This is a genomic window from Bradyrhizobium sp. CCBAU 45394 (assembly GCF_028128655.1).
Lineage (GTDB): Bacteria > Pseudomonadota > Alphaproteobacteria > Rhizobiales > Xanthobacteraceae > Bradyrhizobium > Bradyrhizobium diazoefficiens.
In genome coordinates, this window is record NZ_LBIX01000009.1 from 157,972 (window position 1) to 173,853 (window position 15,882).

The 15,882-nt window shown below is 65.1% G+C and carries 13 protein-coding genes; 3 read left to right on the forward strand and 10 right to left on the reverse strand.

What is annotated here, in order from left to right:
• Window positions 1–60: 60 nt before the first annotated feature.
• Genes WN73_RS06865 through WN73_RS06875 form a run of 3 tightly spaced genes read right to left on the reverse strand, consistent with a single transcriptional unit; the run spans window position 61 to window position 3,611 of the window.
• Complete coding sequence (locus tag WN73_RS06865; RefSeq protein ID WP_028174404.1) at window positions 61–978, reverse strand: ABC transporter permease; 918 nt, start codon at window positions 976–978, stop codon at window positions 61–63.
• A complete protein-coding gene (locus WN73_RS06870; protein ID WP_271552148.1) occupies window positions 965–2,056 on the reverse strand; it encodes an ABC transporter permease in 1,092 nt (363 codons plus the stop codon). Before WN73_RS06870 ends, WN73_RS06865 begins: the two co-directional genes overlap by 14 nt.
• A complete protein-coding gene (locus WN73_RS06875) occupies window positions 2,040–3,611 on the reverse strand; it encodes an ABC transporter ATP-binding protein (protein WP_011088896.1) in 1,572 nt (523 codons plus the stop codon). The genes WN73_RS06870 and WN73_RS06875 overlap by 17 nt, the downstream gene beginning before the upstream one ends.
• A gap of 583 nt (window positions 3,612–4,194) precedes the next feature.
• Between WN73_RS06875 and WN73_RS06880 the strand changes: the two genes are divergently transcribed.
• Window positions 4,195–5,301 (forward strand): hypothetical protein, encoded by a 1,107-nt coding sequence (locus WN73_RS06880; protein WP_097532429.1) that lies wholly within the window; start codon window positions 4,195–4,197, stop codon window positions 5,299–5,301.
• 195 nt (window positions 5,302–5,496) lie between these two features.
• Here WN73_RS06880 and WN73_RS06885 read toward each other — a convergent pair whose 3' ends face one another.
• The 6 genes from WN73_RS06885 to WN73_RS06910 are packed head-to-tail and all read right to left on the reverse strand — an operon-like array spanning window position 5,497 to window position 11,377.
• Window positions 5,497–5,976, reverse strand: a complete 480-nt coding sequence (locus WN73_RS06885; RefSeq protein ID WP_110116803.1) for a nucleoside deaminase — start codon at window positions 5,974–5,976, stop codon at window positions 5,497–5,499.
• 13 nt (window positions 5,977–5,989) lie between these two features.
• Window positions 5,990–7,522 carry an ABC transporter ATP-binding protein gene (locus WN73_RS06890; protein WP_182872232.1) on the reverse strand — a complete coding sequence of 511 codons (1,533 nt, stop codon included), beginning with the start codon at window positions 7,520–7,522 and terminating at the stop codon, window positions 5,990–5,992.
• On the reverse strand, window positions 7,519–8,202 hold the full coding sequence (gene biuH, locus WN73_RS06895) for a biuret amidohydrolase (RefSeq protein ID WP_182872231.1): 684 nt from the start codon (window positions 8,200–8,202) through the stop codon (window positions 7,519–7,521). The genes WN73_RS06890 and biuH overlap by 4 nt, the downstream gene beginning before the upstream one ends.
• 25 nt (window positions 8,203–8,227) lie before the next feature.
• A complete protein-coding gene (locus WN73_RS06900; RefSeq protein WP_011088891.1) occupies window positions 8,228–9,154 on the reverse strand; it encodes an ABC transporter permease in 927 nt (308 codons plus the stop codon).
• A gap of 1 nt (window position 9,155) precedes the next feature.
• Window positions 9,156–10,268, reverse strand: a complete 1,113-nt coding sequence (locus tag WN73_RS06905) for an ABC transporter permease (protein ID WP_182872230.1) — start codon at window positions 10,266–10,268, stop codon at window positions 9,156–9,158.
• Window positions 10,265–11,377, reverse strand: coding sequence for a BMP family ABC transporter substrate-binding protein (locus tag WN73_RS06910; protein WP_182872229.1), 1,113 nt, complete (start codon window positions 11,375–11,377; stop codon window positions 10,265–10,267). Before WN73_RS06910 ends, WN73_RS06905 begins: the two co-directional genes overlap by 4 nt.
• A 407-nt stretch (window positions 11,378–11,784) precedes the next feature.
• Here WN73_RS06910 and WN73_RS06915 point away from each other — a divergent pair, with 407 nt between their 5' ends.
• Entirely contained in the window at window positions 11,785–13,059 is a 1,275-nt protein-coding gene (locus tag WN73_RS06915) for an allantoate amidohydrolase (RefSeq protein WP_039186028.1), read from the forward strand.
• Between the two features lie 96 nt (window positions 13,060–13,155).
• The gene (locus WN73_RS06920) at window positions 13,156–14,529 is read left to right on the forward strand and encodes a hypothetical protein (protein WP_271552149.1); all 1,374 of its coding nucleotides are present in this window, start codon (window positions 13,156–13,158) and stop codon (window positions 14,527–14,529) included.
• 10 nt (window positions 14,530–14,539) lie between these two features.
• Here the strand turns inward: WN73_RS06920 and WN73_RS06925 are convergent, their stop codons facing one another.
• A complete protein-coding gene (locus WN73_RS06925; RefSeq protein ID WP_028174415.1) occupies window positions 14,540–15,859 on the reverse strand; it encodes a dicarboxylate/amino acid:cation symporter in 1,320 nt (439 codons plus the stop codon).
• Window positions 15,860–15,882 lie beyond the last annotated feature (23 nt).

The following is a 15,882-nucleotide window of genomic DNA, read 5'->3' on the forward strand; positions in this document are numbered from 1 at the left end:
CGGGGAAAGCCACGATCCGCAGCGTGCGCGCCCCATCGCGCCCGCCGCGGAAATGAAAACTCAGCGGTCAGGCACGAACACGGTGCCGAGCGCGGCCGGCGCGGTCGAGCCGCCGGTGCGCGCGCGGGACAACAGGACTAGGACGATGACGGTCGCGAGGTAAGGCAGCGCCGACATGAATTGCGAAGGAATGCCGACGCCCCAGCCCTGCGCGTGCAGTTGCAGGATGGTCACCGCGCCGAAGAGATAAGCACCGACCACGAGCCGGCCCGGCCGCCAGGACGAGAACACCACCAGCGCCAGCGCGATCCAGCCGCGACCCGCGGTCATGCCCGGAATGAAGAACGGCGTGTAGGCGAGCGGCAGATAGGCGCCGGCAAGGCCGGCGCAGGCGCCGCCGAACATCACGGCGAAGGTGCGGATGCGCAGCACGGGATAGCCGAGCGCATGCGCCGAGACGTGATTGTCGCCGCAGGCGCGCAGGATCAAGCCCGCCCGCGTGCGGTACAGGAACCACCAGACGCCGATGATCAGCGCGATGGAGAAATAGACGAAGGCGTCCTCGCCGAACAGCACGCGGCCGACCAGCGGAATGTCGGTGAGGCCGGGAAGGGCGAGATGCGCAGCCGGCGTGATGCGCTCGCCGACGAAGCCGGCGCCGATCAGGCCGGAGAGCCCGATGCCGAGAATGGTCAGCGCGAGGCCCGTTGCGACCTGGTTGACGGCCAGCCCGAGCGCCATCAGCGCGAAGATCAGCGACATCAGCGCGCCCGCGACGATGCCGAACAGCGCGCCGACCAGAATCGAGCCGGTCAGCCAGGCGCCGGCAAAGCCGCAGGCCGCGCCGACGATCATCATTCCCTCGACGCCGAGATTGAGCACGCCGGAGCGCTCGGTCACGAGCTCGCCGGTCGCCGCGATCAGGAGCGGCGTCGAGGCGGCGAGCACCGCAAGGATGATGGCTTCAACCAGTTCCACTGGCCACCTGTCGGTTCGGGAACACCAGCTTGAAGCGGTAGAGGATGAGGGAGTCGCAGGCGAGCACGTAGAACAACAGAATGCCCTGAAACACCTTGGTGACATCCAACGGGATCTTCATCGCGATCTGCGCCTGCTCGCCGCCGATAAAGGTCAATGCGAGAAAAAGACCTGCAATTAATATTCCAAGCGGGTTCAGCCGGCCGAGGAAGGCGACGATGATCGCCGTAAAACCGTAGCCTGGCGAGATGCCGGGCTGGAGATGCCCGACGGGACCCGCGACCTCAATGATGCCGGCAAGGCCCGCGAGCGCGCCGGAAACCGCGAAGGTCAGGATGATCAGCTGGTCGGCGTTGAATCCGCCGAACCGCGCCGCGCGGGGCGCTGCGCCGACTACGCGAATCTCGAAACCCTTGATGGTTCGTCCGAGCAGGATCGCTGCCGCCGCAACGACGAGCAGGGCGATGATCGAGCCGAGATGCAGCCGGCCGCCTTCGATCAGCAGCGGCACCGTCGCCACCGGATCGAATTCGGCGGTGGTCGGGAAGTTGAAGCCGTGCGGATCGCGCCAGGGGCCGCGCACGAGATAATCAAGGAAGAGGTCGGCGACATAGACCAGCATCAGGCTGGTCAGGATTTCACTGGCGCCGAACTTCACCTTGCAGATCGCCGGGATCAGCGCATAGAGCGCGCCTGCAGCGGCTGCGAGCACGAGCATGGCCGGCAATACCCAGGCCCCGGCGTCAGTGCCTTGCGTCTCCACCGCGATCCAGCTTCCGGCGACCGCGCCGATCAGGAATTGCCCCTCGGCGCCGATGTTCCAGGCATTGGCGAGATAACAGAGCGACAGGCCGATCGCGATCATCACCAGCGGCGTCGCCTTCACCGCGATCTCCTGGAGCGAATAGCCGTCGGTCAGTGGCGCGATGAAATAGGCATGCAGGGCGAGGAGCGGATTCTTGCCGAGGATCGCGAACAGGATGGTCATGGTGACGATCGTCAGGCCGATCGCGATCAGCGGCGAGACCAGAGCGATCGTGTTGGAGCGCTCGGCGCGCTTCTCAAGCACCAACTGCATGCGCGGCCTCCTTCGGCTCCAGGCTGCTGCCGCCCATCAAAAGGCCGAGTTTTTCGCGGGTCGCTTCGCTTGTTGCGAGCGGCGCCGACAGGTGGCCGTGGAACATCACGGCGATGCGGTCGGCGATCTCGGCGAGCTCGTCGAGGTCCTGGCTGGTCACCAGCACGGCCGCGCCCGCGGTTGCGAGATCGAGCAGCGCCTGGCGGATCACCGCGGCGGCGCCGGCGTCGACGCCCCAGGTCGGCTGGCTGACCACCAGCACCGCCGGATTGCGCAGGATCTCGCGTCCCACGATGAACTTCTGCAGATTGCCGCCGGAAAGGCTCGCAGCCTCCGGATCGCGCTTGGCCTTGCGCACGTCGAAGGTTTCGGTCGCGCGATCGACGGTCTTCAGCGTCGCGGCGGTGTCGATGAAGCCGCGATGAACCATGCCGCTGGCGGCGTGCCCGGTCAGCAGCGCGTTCTCCGACAGCTTCATGCGCGGTGCGGTGCCGTGACCGAGCCGCTCCTCGGGAACGAAAGCGGCACCCAGCTTGCGCCGCTGCGTGATCGACAGATGCCCGGCGGCGATGCCTTCGATCACCACCGTGCCGGGGTCCTTGGACAGGCGCTCGCCGGAGAGCGCGGCGAACAGCTCGTCCTGGCCGTTGCCGGCGACGCCGGCGATGCCGAGAATCTCGCCGCCCTTCAGCTCGAACGAGATGTGCTCCAGCCGAACGCCGTGCGCTTCGCTCGGCGCGAGCGAGAGGTCGTTGACGACGAGCCGCGGCACGGTGGTCTTGCGGCCGGCGGGCGCTTTGACCTCCTTGATCTCGCCGCCGACCATCATGCGCGCGAGCGAGGCGGCGGTCTCGAGCCGGGGATTGCAGGTGTCTACTTTCCTGCCGCCGCGCAGGATCGTGGCGGTGTCGCAGAGGCGCTTCACCTCCTCCAGCTTGTGGCTGATGTAGAGGATGGCGCGGCCTTCGGCCCTCAGCCGCTCCAGCACGATGAAGAGCTGGTCGGCCTCCTGCGGCGTCAGGACGGCGGTGGGCTCGTCCAGGATCAGGAATTTCGGATCCTGCATCAGCGCACGGACGATCTCGATGCGCTGGCGCTCGCCGACCGACAATTGCCAGACCTCGCGTCTGGGGTCGAGCGGCAGTCCATAGGTCTTCGACACCTGCTCCAGCCGTGCCGACATGTCCTTGAAGGATTCTTTCCCATCGAGGCCGAGCGCGACGTTCTCGGCAACGGTGAGGTTGTCGAACAGCGAGAAATGCTGGAACACCATGCCGATGCCGCGGCTGCGAGCTTCCGACGGGCCCGACAGCACGATTCGTTCGCCCTGCCAGCGAATCTCGCCGGCGCTGGGTTGGATCAGCCCGTAGATCGCCTTGACGAGCGTGGATTTGCCGGCGCCGTTCTCGCCCAGCAGCGCGTGGATTTCCTTCGGCCAGATATCGATGTCGATGGAGTCGTTGGCGAGGAAATCCCCATAGCGCTTGGTGAGCCCGAGCGTCTGAAGCAGCGGGGACTCGCCGGAATGCAGGCCGTTAGGCGTCGGATCTAACATTCGCTGATGCGCTTGCATGGGGTGAAGTGCCTCAATAGTGAGCTAGTTTGAACCGCCGCGTAAGGTGTGAAAAAGCGTCATCCCTTGCTCAACGCTTCGGCAGGCGGTTGATGACGGCGAGTCGCCGCTCTCGCCGTGCGCGGATCGTGCTCCAGCGCCTCAGGACTGTCCTTGCGGGCGCGGCTTGCGCGTGACGTCTGTTGCAAATTTGTGACGGTTCAAGCCAAATCGGAACCGGCTGTGCAGGCTTGACCTGAAGTTGAGCAAAGTCGCGCCACCACGCGTATGCATTTGCGGACCGACGTGACGACGGCCGCCGATCATCATGTCTGCCCTTTCGCTCCGACATGAAAGGCGAACAAAATCAAACGGGAATGTTCGGCAATGGCCCGCCTTGCCTTGCCGCATGCAGGCAGGTGGGAGCGCACAAGAATCCTCAAAACTCCGCGGAGAAGAGCCACCGGCTGCCGAAACAAGCGGCATGCCTTGAAAAAAGTTGAGGCTTCTCACCCCGGGAGATCGGCGCAAGTGTCGCACCCAAGGGACGTTCATTTTTACGTGTCCAAACTTGGGGGTATTCAGGATGTCGTTTCGCTTCAAGGCAATTGCAGCCGCCGCGCTGTCACTTGCTACGCTCGCTACCTCTGGCCTGGCCCAGGCGGCGGATCTGCCGGTCAAGGCTGCCAAGAAGCCGGCCGACCTCCCGTTCTTCCTGGTGATCGACAACCGCGTCACGTTCTCCTGGATGCCCAAGGGCACCGACCCCGGCATGTGGAGTGTTCGCCCCGACGGCAGCATCAACGGCACCACAGCCAAGCAGGTCTACTCCTTCACCCACTTCGACCTCTGGGCCTACGGCACCAACTTCTTCACCATCTCGATGTTCAAGTCGGGTCACAATGACCCCGCCAGCCCTTGCGTCGCGCCCGGCGTGAACATCGGCGGCACCGCCAGCGACTGCGCGGGTGCGACCGAGATCTATGGCCTGTTCCGCTCGACCTTCGGCTGGAACGAGATCTTCAACACAAAGGCCTTCACCATGGGGCCGCTGCACAACATCTCGTTCGAAGTCGGCATGGACGCCAACACCGAGAACACCTTCCTCGCGCCCGCCAAGCGCGACGTCGTCGCCGGTCTCCAGTTCGCCTTCGACCTTCCCTACAAGGGCTACATCAACGTCGCTCCGTTGATGTACTGGGAGTTCTCGAACCACAACGCCTTCACCCAGTGCGGCCTGTTCGGACCGGGCGTTGCGGGCGTGACGTGTAACTCGGACGGCAATGTCAGCTACAACCCGACCTGGGCCGTCGAGATCAACTACTACATGGACCTCGGCTTCCTGCCGCCCAACATGCAATTCTGGTCGATCAGCGGCCGCGCTGGCTGGTACGGACCGAAGGGCGACTCGAACGGCCTTCCCGCGCTGTCTGGCACCGGCATCTTCAGCACCAAGTCCAAGACCGAGCTGAACAGCGAACCGATCCGCCTGACCTTCGATGCCTCGAAGGCGGTCTGGGGTGACAAGTACTCGCACTTCGTCGACCTCTGGGTTGCCTACCGCTACTGGCAGAACAAGTTCGGTCTCGACCACAACGCCATGGCGGGTGTCTGCACGGTCGCCGCGACCGGCCAGAGCACCAAGAGCTGCACCGAATCGACGGTCTACGGTGGCATCACTGTGAAGTTCTAATCGGCTGAAGACTCCAAGCTGCAACGATGGCGCCGCGCATGACCCGTGCGGCGCCATTTGTATTTACGGGAAGACGCTGCCGTAGGGTGGGCAAAGCGAAGCGTGCCCACCACTTCTGCTTCGATTGCATTCAAATGGTGGGCACGGCGCAAGAGCGCCTTTGCCCACCCTACGCTTCCGAGTTTGTGGTGGCGGCTACTTCGTCCACACGCCGTCGTGCAGCACCTCGGCCTCGTCCTCCAGCAGCGGCCCGACGACTTCCGTCGGTCGCTGGCCGCTGGCAAAGACCGTGCGGCAGGGCAGATCGAGGGTCGGGTTCTCCGGGTGGTTGCCGGTGACGCCGCGCAGGCGGTGCTCGCTGAGGCCGTAGACGACGCGGCCGATGCCGGCCCAGTAGATCGCCCCGGCGCACATCGCACAAGGTTCTGCCGAGGAGTAGAGCGTGGCCTTTGCGAGCACCTCGCGACTGAGCGTGCGGCAGGCCTGCGTGGCCGCGAGGCGCTCGGCATGCGCAGTGCCGTCGCAATCGGGCATGTAGCCGTTCTCGGTCTCGATCAGCACCTTGCCGTCCGCACCGACGACGACGCAGCCGAAGGGATGGTTGCCATGGGTGAGGGAACGGCGGGCGACCGCAAAGGACAGACGCAGAAAGTGCTCGTCGCGTGCGCCGTCCATCGGTCCTCCGCAGTCAGTGTCCCGCCATGTGCCGGCCGACCACGGTGAGATCGGCTTCGCTGGTTCGTGCTTCATACACGAACTCGCCGTGGAACATTACCACGAGGCGATCGGACAGTTCGAGCAGTTCATCGAGGTCTTCGCTGACGAGCAGCACCGCCGCGCCGCGGTTGCGGGCCGCCATGATCTCGGCGTGGATCTGCGCCACCGCCGCGAAGTCGAGACCGAAGCAGGGATTGGCGGCAATCAGCACCTCGACGTCGCCGCCGAGCTCGCGGGCCAGCACGGCGCGCTGGACATTGCCGCCCGAGAGCGCCGAGATCGGCGTATCGGGCGTTCGAGTCTTGATCTTGTACTGCCCGATCTTCTTCATGGCGTCGTTGCGGAAGGCGCTGCGATTGAGCCACCAGCCGCCGCTGGCGAACGGTGCGCGGTCGAACTCGCGGAAGGCGATGTTGTCGGCGACGCTCATGCCGCCGACACAGGCGTTCTTCAGCGGCTCCTCGGGCAGCAGCGACATCTTGTGGCGCCGCATTTCCTCGCGGCTGGCGTGATAGGGATCGCCGGCGACGCGGACCTCGCCGCTCTCGGCCTCGCGCTGGCCGGCCAGCACCTCGACGAGCTGGCGCTGGCCGTTGCCGGAGACGCCGGCGATGCCGACGATCTCGCCGGCGCGCACGGTGAGGGAAACGTCATGGACGGCAATGGCGCCGGCGTCGTCGAGCGCGCGAATTTTTTCCAGCTCCAGCCGCGCCTGGCCGGCTTCGCCGGTGCGCGGCGGCTGCACCGTCAGCTCCTCGGCGCCGATCATGGTGCGCGCCATCGCGTCCGGCGTCAGCTCGGCAACCTTGCCGGCTCCGGCGAGCTTGCCGCGGCGCAGGATCGTGACCTCGTCGGCAAAGGCCATGACCTCGCGGAACTTGTGCGTGATCATCAGGATCGTCAGCTCGCCTTTGACGACCATGTCGCGGAGCATGCCGAGCACCTCGTCCGCCTCCGCCGGCGTCAGCACCGAGGTGGGCTCGTCCAGGATCAGGAAGCGGCGCTTCAGATAGAGCTGTTTCAGGATCTCGCATTTCTGCCGTTCGCCGGCCGAGATGTCGGAGACTCTTGCGGAGAGCGGCACCTTGAAGGGCATCCGCGCCAGAAAGGCCTCGAGCTGCTTCATCTCCTTCGACCAGTCCACCACGGCCGGCACATTGTCACGTGCCAGAACGAGGTTTTCGGCGACCGTCATGGCCGGCACCAGCGTGAAGTGCTGGTAGACCATTCCGAGGCCGAGGGCGTGAGCGTCTTTCGGGTTGGCGATCGCCTGCTCGCGGCCGCCGACGATGATGTCGCCCTCGGTTGCGTGGTAATAGCCCATGATGCACTTGACGAGCGTCGACTTGCCGGCGCCATTCTCGCCGAGCAGCGCATGGAATGACCCCGGCCGCACCTTCAGCTCGACATTGTCGAGCGCCAGGAAATCGCCGAAGCGCATGGTCATGGCGATGGCGTCGACGCCGAACGCGCCTGAGGGCGGAGGCGTTTCGCCGATGATCACGAAATCGCTCCTATGAAGGCCTCGGAGGTCGAGACCGCGCCGAATACGCCGCCCTGCATCTTGATCATCTTCAGCGCATGATCGTGATTGCTCTTGTCCGTGGCGCCGCAGCAATCGTGCAGCAGGACACATTCGAAGCCGCGGTCGTTGGCCTCGCGCATGGTGGTGTGGACACAGACGTCGGTGGTGATGCCCGTCAGCACGATGTTCTCGATGCCGCGCACGCGCAGGATCAACTCCAGGTCGGTGGCGCAGAACGAGCCCTTGCCAGGCTTGTCGATGATGGGCTCGCCCGGCAGGGGGCTAAGCTCCTCGGTGATGTCCCAGCCGGGCTCGCCGCGCACCAGGATACGTCCGCAGGGTCCGGGGTCGCCAATGCCGGCGCCGATCTGCCGCGAGCGCCAGCGCTTGTTGGCGGGCAGGTCGGAGAGATCGGGACGATGGCCCTCGCGGGTATGGATGATGTGAAAGCCTTGGGCGCGCATCGCCGCGAGCAGCTTCTTGATCGGCTCGATCGGCGCCCGCGTCAGCGAGATGTCATAGCCCATCTTGTCGACGTAGCCGCCGACGCCGCAGAAATCGGTCTGCATGTCGATGATGATCAGCGCCGTGTTCTCGGGACGGAGGTCACCGTTATAGGGCCAGGCATAGGGCTCGGACTTGATGTAGCGCTCGGGCATGGACGACCTCGTTGCGTGTCGCGTGTTACCGTGTGATCGAGAGTTCGGCGGGCGCGCCGGTCAGCGTGCGTTTGGGCGAGCAGGTGATGATCATGATCGCCAGCGTCAGGATGTAGGGCGCGGCGTTGAAGAGGTGATAGCCTGAGGTGACGCCGACCGATTGCAGTGCCGGTCCCAGCGCCGCGGCGCCGCCAAAGGCGAGCGAGGCCCACAGGCAGAGCAGGGGATCCCAGCGCGCGAAGATGACAAGCGCGACCGCGGTGATGCCCTGCCCGGAGGACAGGCCCTCGTTCCAGCTTCCGGGATAGAACAGCGACAGGAACGAGCCGCCGATGCCGGCGAGGAAGCCGCCGACCATGGTGGCACGCAGGCGGATCAGCAGCACGGAATGGCCCATGGCGCGTGCAGCGTCAGAGCTTTCGCCGGCGGTGCGAATGAGAAGGCCCCAACGTGTGGTCCGGAAGGCCCAGTAAAGGATCGGCGCGAGCGCGACGCCGATCAGGAACAGGACATTGACGCGTAGCGCCGCGCGGACCTGCGGGATGTCGCTCCACCAGCCGAAATCGATCGCGGGCAACCGCGGTGCGGTGGGCTCGATCAGCGGCTTGCCGAGATAGAAGGCAAGCCCGGTGCCGAACAGCATCAGGGCGATGCCGACCGCGACGTCGTTGACGCGCGGCAGCGAGCAGATGCCGGCATGCAGTGCGCCGAGAAGCGCCCCGGTGATGCCGGCGGCGAGCACACCCAACCATGGTGATCCCGAGAGATAGGAGATGCCGTAGGCGCTCATCGCGCCCATCACCAGCGTGCCTTCGAGGCCGAGATTGATGCGGCCTGAGCGCTCCGTGATGCATTCGCCCAGGCTCACGAACAGGAAAGGCGTGGAGACGCGAATGGCTCCGCCGAGCACGGCGAGCGGGACGGTCCAGAGTCCGATCGATCCGTCTGCCATCTCAGGATCTTCCCTTCAAGAATCCGATGCGGCCGTAGAGCGCATCGCTGGCCAGCACGAAGACGAAGATGATGCCCTGGAGCACCAGCACGGAGGCGTCGGGCAGCCCCAGGCGGCGCTGCAACAGGCCGCCGCTGGCGCTGATGCCGCCGAGCAGGATCGCGACGGGGATGACGGCGAGCGGATTTTGCCGCGCCAGGAACGCAACGAGAATGCCGGTAAAGCCGTAGCCAGCCGCGAGATTGGCGTTGGTGCGCCCCTGCACGGCCGCGACCTCGACCATGCCGGCAAGGCCTGCGGCGCCGCCGGCGAGGAAGCAAACGGTCAGGATCAGCTTGCTGACGCCGAGGCCGACGATCTTCGCGGCGCGGATGTTGCCGCCGGCGACCCGCGCAGCGAAGCCGAACACGGTGTGATAGATCAGGATGTAGGCGGCGATCGCCGCGATCAGGCCGAAGACGAGACCCCAATGCACGTCGGTGCCGGGGATGGAGCCGATCATGTTGGCGGCACCGATCTCGCGGGTCGACGGCTTGTTGAGGCTGGCGGGATCGCGCATCAACCCCTCGACGAGATGGTTGAGGATCGCGAGCGCGATGTAGACGAGCAGCAGGCTCGAGATGGTCTCGTTGACGCCGCGGTACTGCCGCAGCGCGCCAGATAGCATGATCCACAGACCGCCACCGATTACGCCGGCGATGACCATGGCGATCTGCACGACGAGCGGCGGCATGCCTTGGAGTGCGAGCGCAGCACTCGTCGCGGACAGCGCGCCGATCAGCAGCGCGCCTTCCCCGCCGATGATGACCATGCCGAGCTGCGCGGGCAGCGCGGTGCAGAGCGCGGTGAGGATCAGCGGCGCAGCACGCGTCAGCGTGTTCTGCCAGGAGAACCAGGTGCCGAAGGCGCCGTAGTACATGTAGAAAAAGAGGTCGAGCGGGTTCTTGCCGAACATCGCGACGAAAATGCCGAAGACCACGAGCGCGCCGGCGAGCGCCGCGCCCGGGATCAGGATGTACTCGATTGTCGCGCCGTGGCGCTGGAGGAATCCCGGATCGGCGGCCGGGGCAATTGTCCCGGCCGCCTCGGCGGAATCCGCCGCTTCCGTGGTCACGAAGTCGCTCCGATCACGCCTTCGACGAGATAGTCCATCTTCTCCAGTTCGGGATCCTTCTGGCCGCGATCGGTGCCGGCAGGGATCATCGTCTTGCCCTTGTTGTCGACGAGCCCTCCCTTGAAGATCGCGTATCCTTCCGCCGACAGGAACTTGGCCTTGATGTCGTCGGCATGCTTGCGCGCCTCGGCGGAGACGGCTTCGCCATAGGGCGAGGTCTTGACGATCTCTTCCTTGAGGCCGCCGCGATAGAAGTTCGGGATGCTCTCGCCGGCGGCGATCATCTTGACGAATTTCGGATAGAGCGCTTCCCAATTCCACTCGGCGCCGGTGAGATACGCCTTCGGCGCGAGCGGCGACTGGTTGGTGTGATAGCCGCAGACGAAGGCGCCGCGGCGCGCCGCGTTCTCGACCATCGTCTTCGGCCCGTCGACGTGGCAGGTGAGGACGTCCACGCCCTGGTCGATCAGGCTGTTGGTGGCTTCGGCTTCCTTGACCGGCATAGACCAGTCACCGGTGAAGATCACCTGCGTCGTCGCCTTGGGATTGGCGAGCTTTGCGCCGAGCGCGAAGGCATTGATGTTGCGCAGCACCTGCGGGATCGGCTTTGCGGCGACGAAGCCGAGCTTGCCGCTCTTGGAGGTGTAGCCGGCGACGATGCCGGAGATGTACTGGGCTTCGTCGATATAGCCGAAATAGCTGCCGGCGTTCTTCGGGTCCTTGTCGGTCCAGAGGCCGCCGCAGTGCTCGAAGCGCAGCTTCGGGAACTTGTTGGCCATCTTGATCATGTGCGGATTGTAGTAGCCGAACGAGGTCGGGAAGAGCAGGGTGGCGCCATCGAGATTGATCATGGACTCGATCGTCTTCTCGACCGCGTCGGTCTCCGGCACCTTCTCTTCCTCGACGACCTTGAGGCCGGGAATCTTCTTAAGCGCTGCCGCGCCCTGGGCATGCGCCTGGTTGTAGCCGTAGTCGTCGCGCGAGCCGACATAGATGAAGCCGATGGTGGTGTCGGCCGCGAAGGCCGGGCGGGCGCCCGCCGCCGCGCCGAGGGTGAGGGCGGCGCCGCCCTGCAACAAACGACGTCGTGAAATCCTGCCAATATCCATTGCTTGCTCCCCTTGGCGGATGCCCCGCCTTGATCTCGCGGCCACCGCCGGTTTGGCGGAGCCGGGATAAGTTGTCGCAAGCTTTGTGCCAGAGGCTATGAAGTGTGCATAACGATACAAACTATTGAAAATAAAGGATATATATCTTGATGGAATCCCGCTGAGGAAAATAGCAGGTCAATTTATGGGCAATATTGTTCTATTGTATGCAGTGGAGTTGAGCAGCCTTAACCAGCTCTCGCATGTGCATGACTGGCGTCGGGCAGTCTGCCGGCGAGGCGCATTCATGCTAACCACGCGCTGATTGGGGACGGCGCCGGCCGCATTATTTTGCTGGCACCGAACTTGTATCGATCGCCGCCAGGCCGCCGCCGCCGCGGTCCCAGAAGATGGAAAGCTCGACCGAGATGGGTGCTGCTACCGCCGTTCAAGATGCATCGCTCGGCGAGGAGATCGTTCGCCGCATCAACGTGCTCGGCGCGATTTCGGAAGAGACCGACAAGCTCACCCGCATCTATCTCAGCAAGGAGCTGCGCGCCGCTGCGGATCTCATCCTCGGCTGGATGCGTGAGGCCGGCATGAGCGCGCATCTCGATGCGATCGGCAATGTCTGCGGCCGCTATGAGGGCGAGCGGCCGGGGGCGCCCTGCCTGATGCTCGGCTCGCACTACGACACCGTGCGCGACGCCGGCAAATGGGACGGGCCGCTGGGTGTGATCACGGCCATCGCCTGCGTCGCCGATCTCAACCGCCGCGGCAAGCGCCTGCCGTTCGCGATCGAGGTCATTGGCTTTGCCGACGAGGAGGGGGTACGTTTCGCCTCAACGCTGCTCGGCAGCCGTGCGGTGGCCGGCACTTTCGACGAGAGCGTCCTGAACACGCGCGATCGCGACGGCGTGTCGATGCGCGATGCGCTCGTCAAGTTTGGCCTCGACCCGGACCATGTCGGCGCGGCCGCGCGGGCCCGGCGCGAGTTGTTGGCCTATCTCGAATTGCACATCGAGCAGGGTCCGGTGCTGGAAGCACAGAACCTGCCCGTCGGCGTTGTCACCGCGATTGCGGGCGCGACACGGCTGGCCGCGCGGCTGAACGGCATGGCCGGTCACGCCGGCACCGTGCCGATGGCGCTGCGCCGTGACGCGCTCACCGGCGCGGCCGAATGCATCGGCGCGATCGAGCAGTTCTGCCGGACCGACGAGGGCGGCCTGGTCGGCACCGTCGGCTACATCCAGGCGAGGCCCGGCGCGACCAATGTCATCCCGGGCGAGGTGTCCTTCACGATCGACATGCGCGCGCCGACCGACATGCACCGCAAGCGCGCGGTCGCCGACGTCGTCAGGCAGATCGAGGCGATCGCTAAGCGCCGGCAGCTGGCGCTCCAGCTCGATGTCACCCATGAGAACCGCACCGCACCCTGCGCGCCCTGGCTGAAAGACCAGATCGCGCAGGCGATCGCCGCGGAAGGCGTTTCCGTGTTCGACCTGCCGAGCGGGGCCGGGCACGACGGCATGGCCATGATTGACATCGCCGATGTCGGCATGATTTTCGTCCGCTGCCGTGGCGGCGTCAGCCATCACCCGGACGAGCATGTCGAGCTCGCCGACGCCGACGCCGGCGCCCGGGTGCTGCTCAGGGTGATCGAGAATTTCAGGCCGCGGGAGGATCGCGCCGGCGCGAAGTGACTATTGGGAGCCCGCACGTCATCGGGACGAGACACGAATCAGTCACGCTTGGAACGGTGGCCGGCCATCGCCGGGATCCCGAGACACCAGGCGCACATGAACAGCGATATTTCCTTGCCGTCACATCGCGGAAATCGGTTTTACCAGGGTATGGCCGCGACCTTTGCCGCCAACGCTCTTCAGGCCGTCAATTTTCTCGGTGATCGATTCCTGAGAAAGTCGCATCCTTCGTTGTCGGCCATCGAGGATCTTTACCGGCACTCGATGGACAGCGCCTTCTCGGTGACCGAGTCCTTTCTCGTCACGGGAGCGCCGCACGCATCCGCCTATTATCCGCGCGACTTCGCCTGGTTCTATCCTGACGTCCTCGACCCCGAGACCATCATGGATGCGCAGGACGCGGTGCGGCGGGCGCGTCTGCTCGAAAAGAGCGTCCGTCTGTTGCTGGAGGCGGTTCGAGCCAACGTCGTCACGACGACCATCGTCCCGGCGGGACACGCACGGTATCTCGGCGTGAACTATTTCTCGCGCCCGTCGGACACGCTGCTCGGCATTCTGGCCGGCCTGCGGCAGATGATCTCTGCCGAGGAGAGAGCGTCGTCCTATCTGGCGATGTCACAATGCGCGCATGCCGGCCGCTTGCTGCTGGCCGAATACGGCGGCGACCTGAAGCGCGCGATCCTTCAGCTCGCGCGTGAGCTGGAGCCGTTCGACGACGACGGTGTCAGGCATTTGCTCTGCGACGCCCGCGCGCCGCGCTCCGCGGCGACGGACACGCGTGCCGAGCGCAGGCGTTTCGTCACCAACGCCTGCGTCTACACGACGTTCGTATGGGGCGTGGAGCTCGGGGTCGTCGACGAGAATGAGCTGATGCGGCTGCTCGGGCACGACCTCGGGCACTACAAGAGGGACCTGCTCCGCCTGTTCGGCAAGGGCGGCTATATCAGGCACTCTCTGGATGGTCCGGCGGGCTCGCCGGTGTCATCGGTCGCCCTGGACTTCGTCAGCGTGCATCGCGGATTTTGGGATATGAGCGAGGCAAGCGAGCGCGCGCTGTTCGCGGCCACGACGGATCTGATCATCGCCGAGCCGCGTTTCCGCATCCCCAGCACGTTCCATTTCCTGGTGTCCGCGGATAATCCCCGGAACAAGATGATCCACAAGATCGCGGCCCCCGCCTATCAGGGGCGTTCGTCCTGGCCGACCTTCAACGTCGAATTTGCCGATCGCATGCTGGACTATGATGAATTCTCGGGAGGCGACACCTATCGGGCCTGCGCCCAGGGAATATTGAAGGACATCCGGACCGCGACCGAGGTCCATGGCGGTTATCAGGAATTGATCTCGGAGCATGGTCTGAAATATCGCACCTGGGCTTACAAGGGCGCCGTAGCTCACTCCTGGTTTCCACGCTTCCTGTCCGTTTGGAGGAGGGCGTATGGAACGCCGCTCCTCCAGTGGAACGATTGATCCGCGAGCGCTAGCCCGCCGTTACGTCCACCATCTCGCCGCCTTCGAGCACCTTAGCCGCCTTGGCGCGGTCGAGGTCGCCTTCCCAGGCCGCCACCACCACCGTCGCCACGCAGTTGCCGACGAGGTTGCCGAGCGCGCGGGCCATGCCGATGAACCAGTCGACCGAGAGCACCAGCACGAGGCCGATCGCCGGAATGCTCGGCACCGCGTTGAGCGTCGCGGCCAGGATCACGATGGCGGAGCCCGGCACGCCGTGTGCGCCCTTTGAGGTGATCAGCGAAACGCCGAGCACCAGGAGGAGATCGCCGAACGACAGCGGCGTGTTGGTCGCTTGCGCGATGAACACGACGGCAAGTGTGAGGTAGATCGAGAAGGCATCGAGGTTGAACGAATAGCCGGTCGGGATCACGAGGCCGACCACGGAATCCTTCACGCCCATGCGCTCCAGCTTCTTCATGATCTGGGGCAGCACCGCGTCGGAGGACGCCGTTGCGAGCACGATGGTGAGCTCCTCGCGCAGGTAGGCGAGGAATTTGAGGATGTTGATTCCGGCAAGCGCCATCACGCCCCCGAGCACGCCAAGCACGAAGATGCCGACCGAGACGTAGAACAGCATCACCAGTGAGACGAGCTGCTTCAGCGAGCCGACGCCGTATTTGCCGACGGTGTAGGCGACTGCGCCGAGCACGCCGAGTGGAGCGACACGGACGATAAGCCCCATGACGCGGAACAGCACGGTGGAGGCTGCGTCGATGATGGAGGTGACGAGCGCGCCCTTCTCGCCGCCGACGAGCGCAAGACCGACGCCGAACAGCACCGCGAAGAACAGCACCTGGAGCACGTCATTGCGCGACAGCGCATCGAAGGAGGTGGTCGGGATCACGTTCATCAGAAAGGCGCCGATGCCGCCGCCGGACAGCTTGTGGGCGTTGTCGGCGTAGGTGTTGAGCGCCTTCGCATCTAACGTCGACGGATCGATGTTCATGCCGTGGCCGGGGCCGAACAGGTAGGCGAGCAGCAAGCCGACCACGAGGGCGACCGTCGTCATGACCTCGAAATAGACCAGCGCCTTGACGCCGACCCGGCCGACCTTCTTGAGGTCGCCGGCGCCGGCAATGCCGTGGACGACGACACAGAACACGATCGGCGCCACGATCATCGAGATCAGCTTCAGGAAGGCGTCGCTGAGGATCTTGAGCCCGATCGCGAAGTCCGGAACGGCCATTCCCAGGATGACACCAAGCGCCAGCGCGGCCAGGACCTGGACGAACAGTGAGGCGTAAAGCGGCTTGCGCTCGGCGGCCGGGGCCGCGGCAATGGTCGACATGGTGAACTCCCCCAATTTGGCGC

What these genes read in the sequence shown, in the direction of transcription:
- WN73_RS06910 (WP_182872229.1), bottom strand. Translation starts at nt 11,377, where the DNA reads ATGGATATTGGCAGGATTTCACGACGTCGTTTGTTGCAGGGCGGCGCC.
- WN73_RS06870 (WP_271552148.1), bottom strand. Translation starts at nt 2,056, where the DNA reads ATGCAGTTGGTGCTTGAGAAGCGCGCCGAGCGCTCCAACACGATCGCT.
- WN73_RS06920 (WP_271552149.1), top strand. Translation starts at nt 13,156, where the DNA reads ATGAACAGCGATATTTCCTTGCCGTCACATCGCGGAAATCGGTTTTAC.
- WN73_RS06885 (WP_110116803.1), bottom strand. Translation starts at nt 5,976, where the DNA reads ATGGACGGCGCACGCGACGAGCACTTTCTGCGTCTGTCCTTTGCGGTC.
- WN73_RS06875 (WP_011088896.1), bottom strand. Translation starts at nt 3,611, where the DNA reads ATGTTAGATCCGACGCCTAACGGCCTGCATTCCGGCGAGTCCCCGCTG.
- WN73_RS06925 (WP_028174415.1), bottom strand. Translation starts at nt 15,859, where the DNA reads ATGTCGACCATTGCCGCGGCCCCGGCCGCCGAGCGCAAGCCGCTTTAC.
- WN73_RS06915 (WP_039186028.1), top strand. Translation starts at nt 11,785, where the DNA reads ATGGGTGCTGCTACCGCCGTTCAAGATGCATCGCTCGGCGAGGAGATC.
- biuH (WP_182872231.1), bottom strand. Translation starts at nt 8,202, where the DNA reads ATGCCCGAGCGCTACATCAAGTCCGAGCCCTATGCCTGGCCCTATAAC.
- WN73_RS06900 (WP_011088891.1), bottom strand. Translation starts at nt 9,154, where the DNA reads ATGGCAGACGGATCGATCGGACTCTGGACCGTCCCGCTCGCCGTGCTC.
- WN73_RS06880 (WP_097532429.1), top strand. Translation starts at nt 4,195, where the DNA reads ATGTCGTTTCGCTTCAAGGCAATTGCAGCCGCCGCGCTGTCACTTGCT.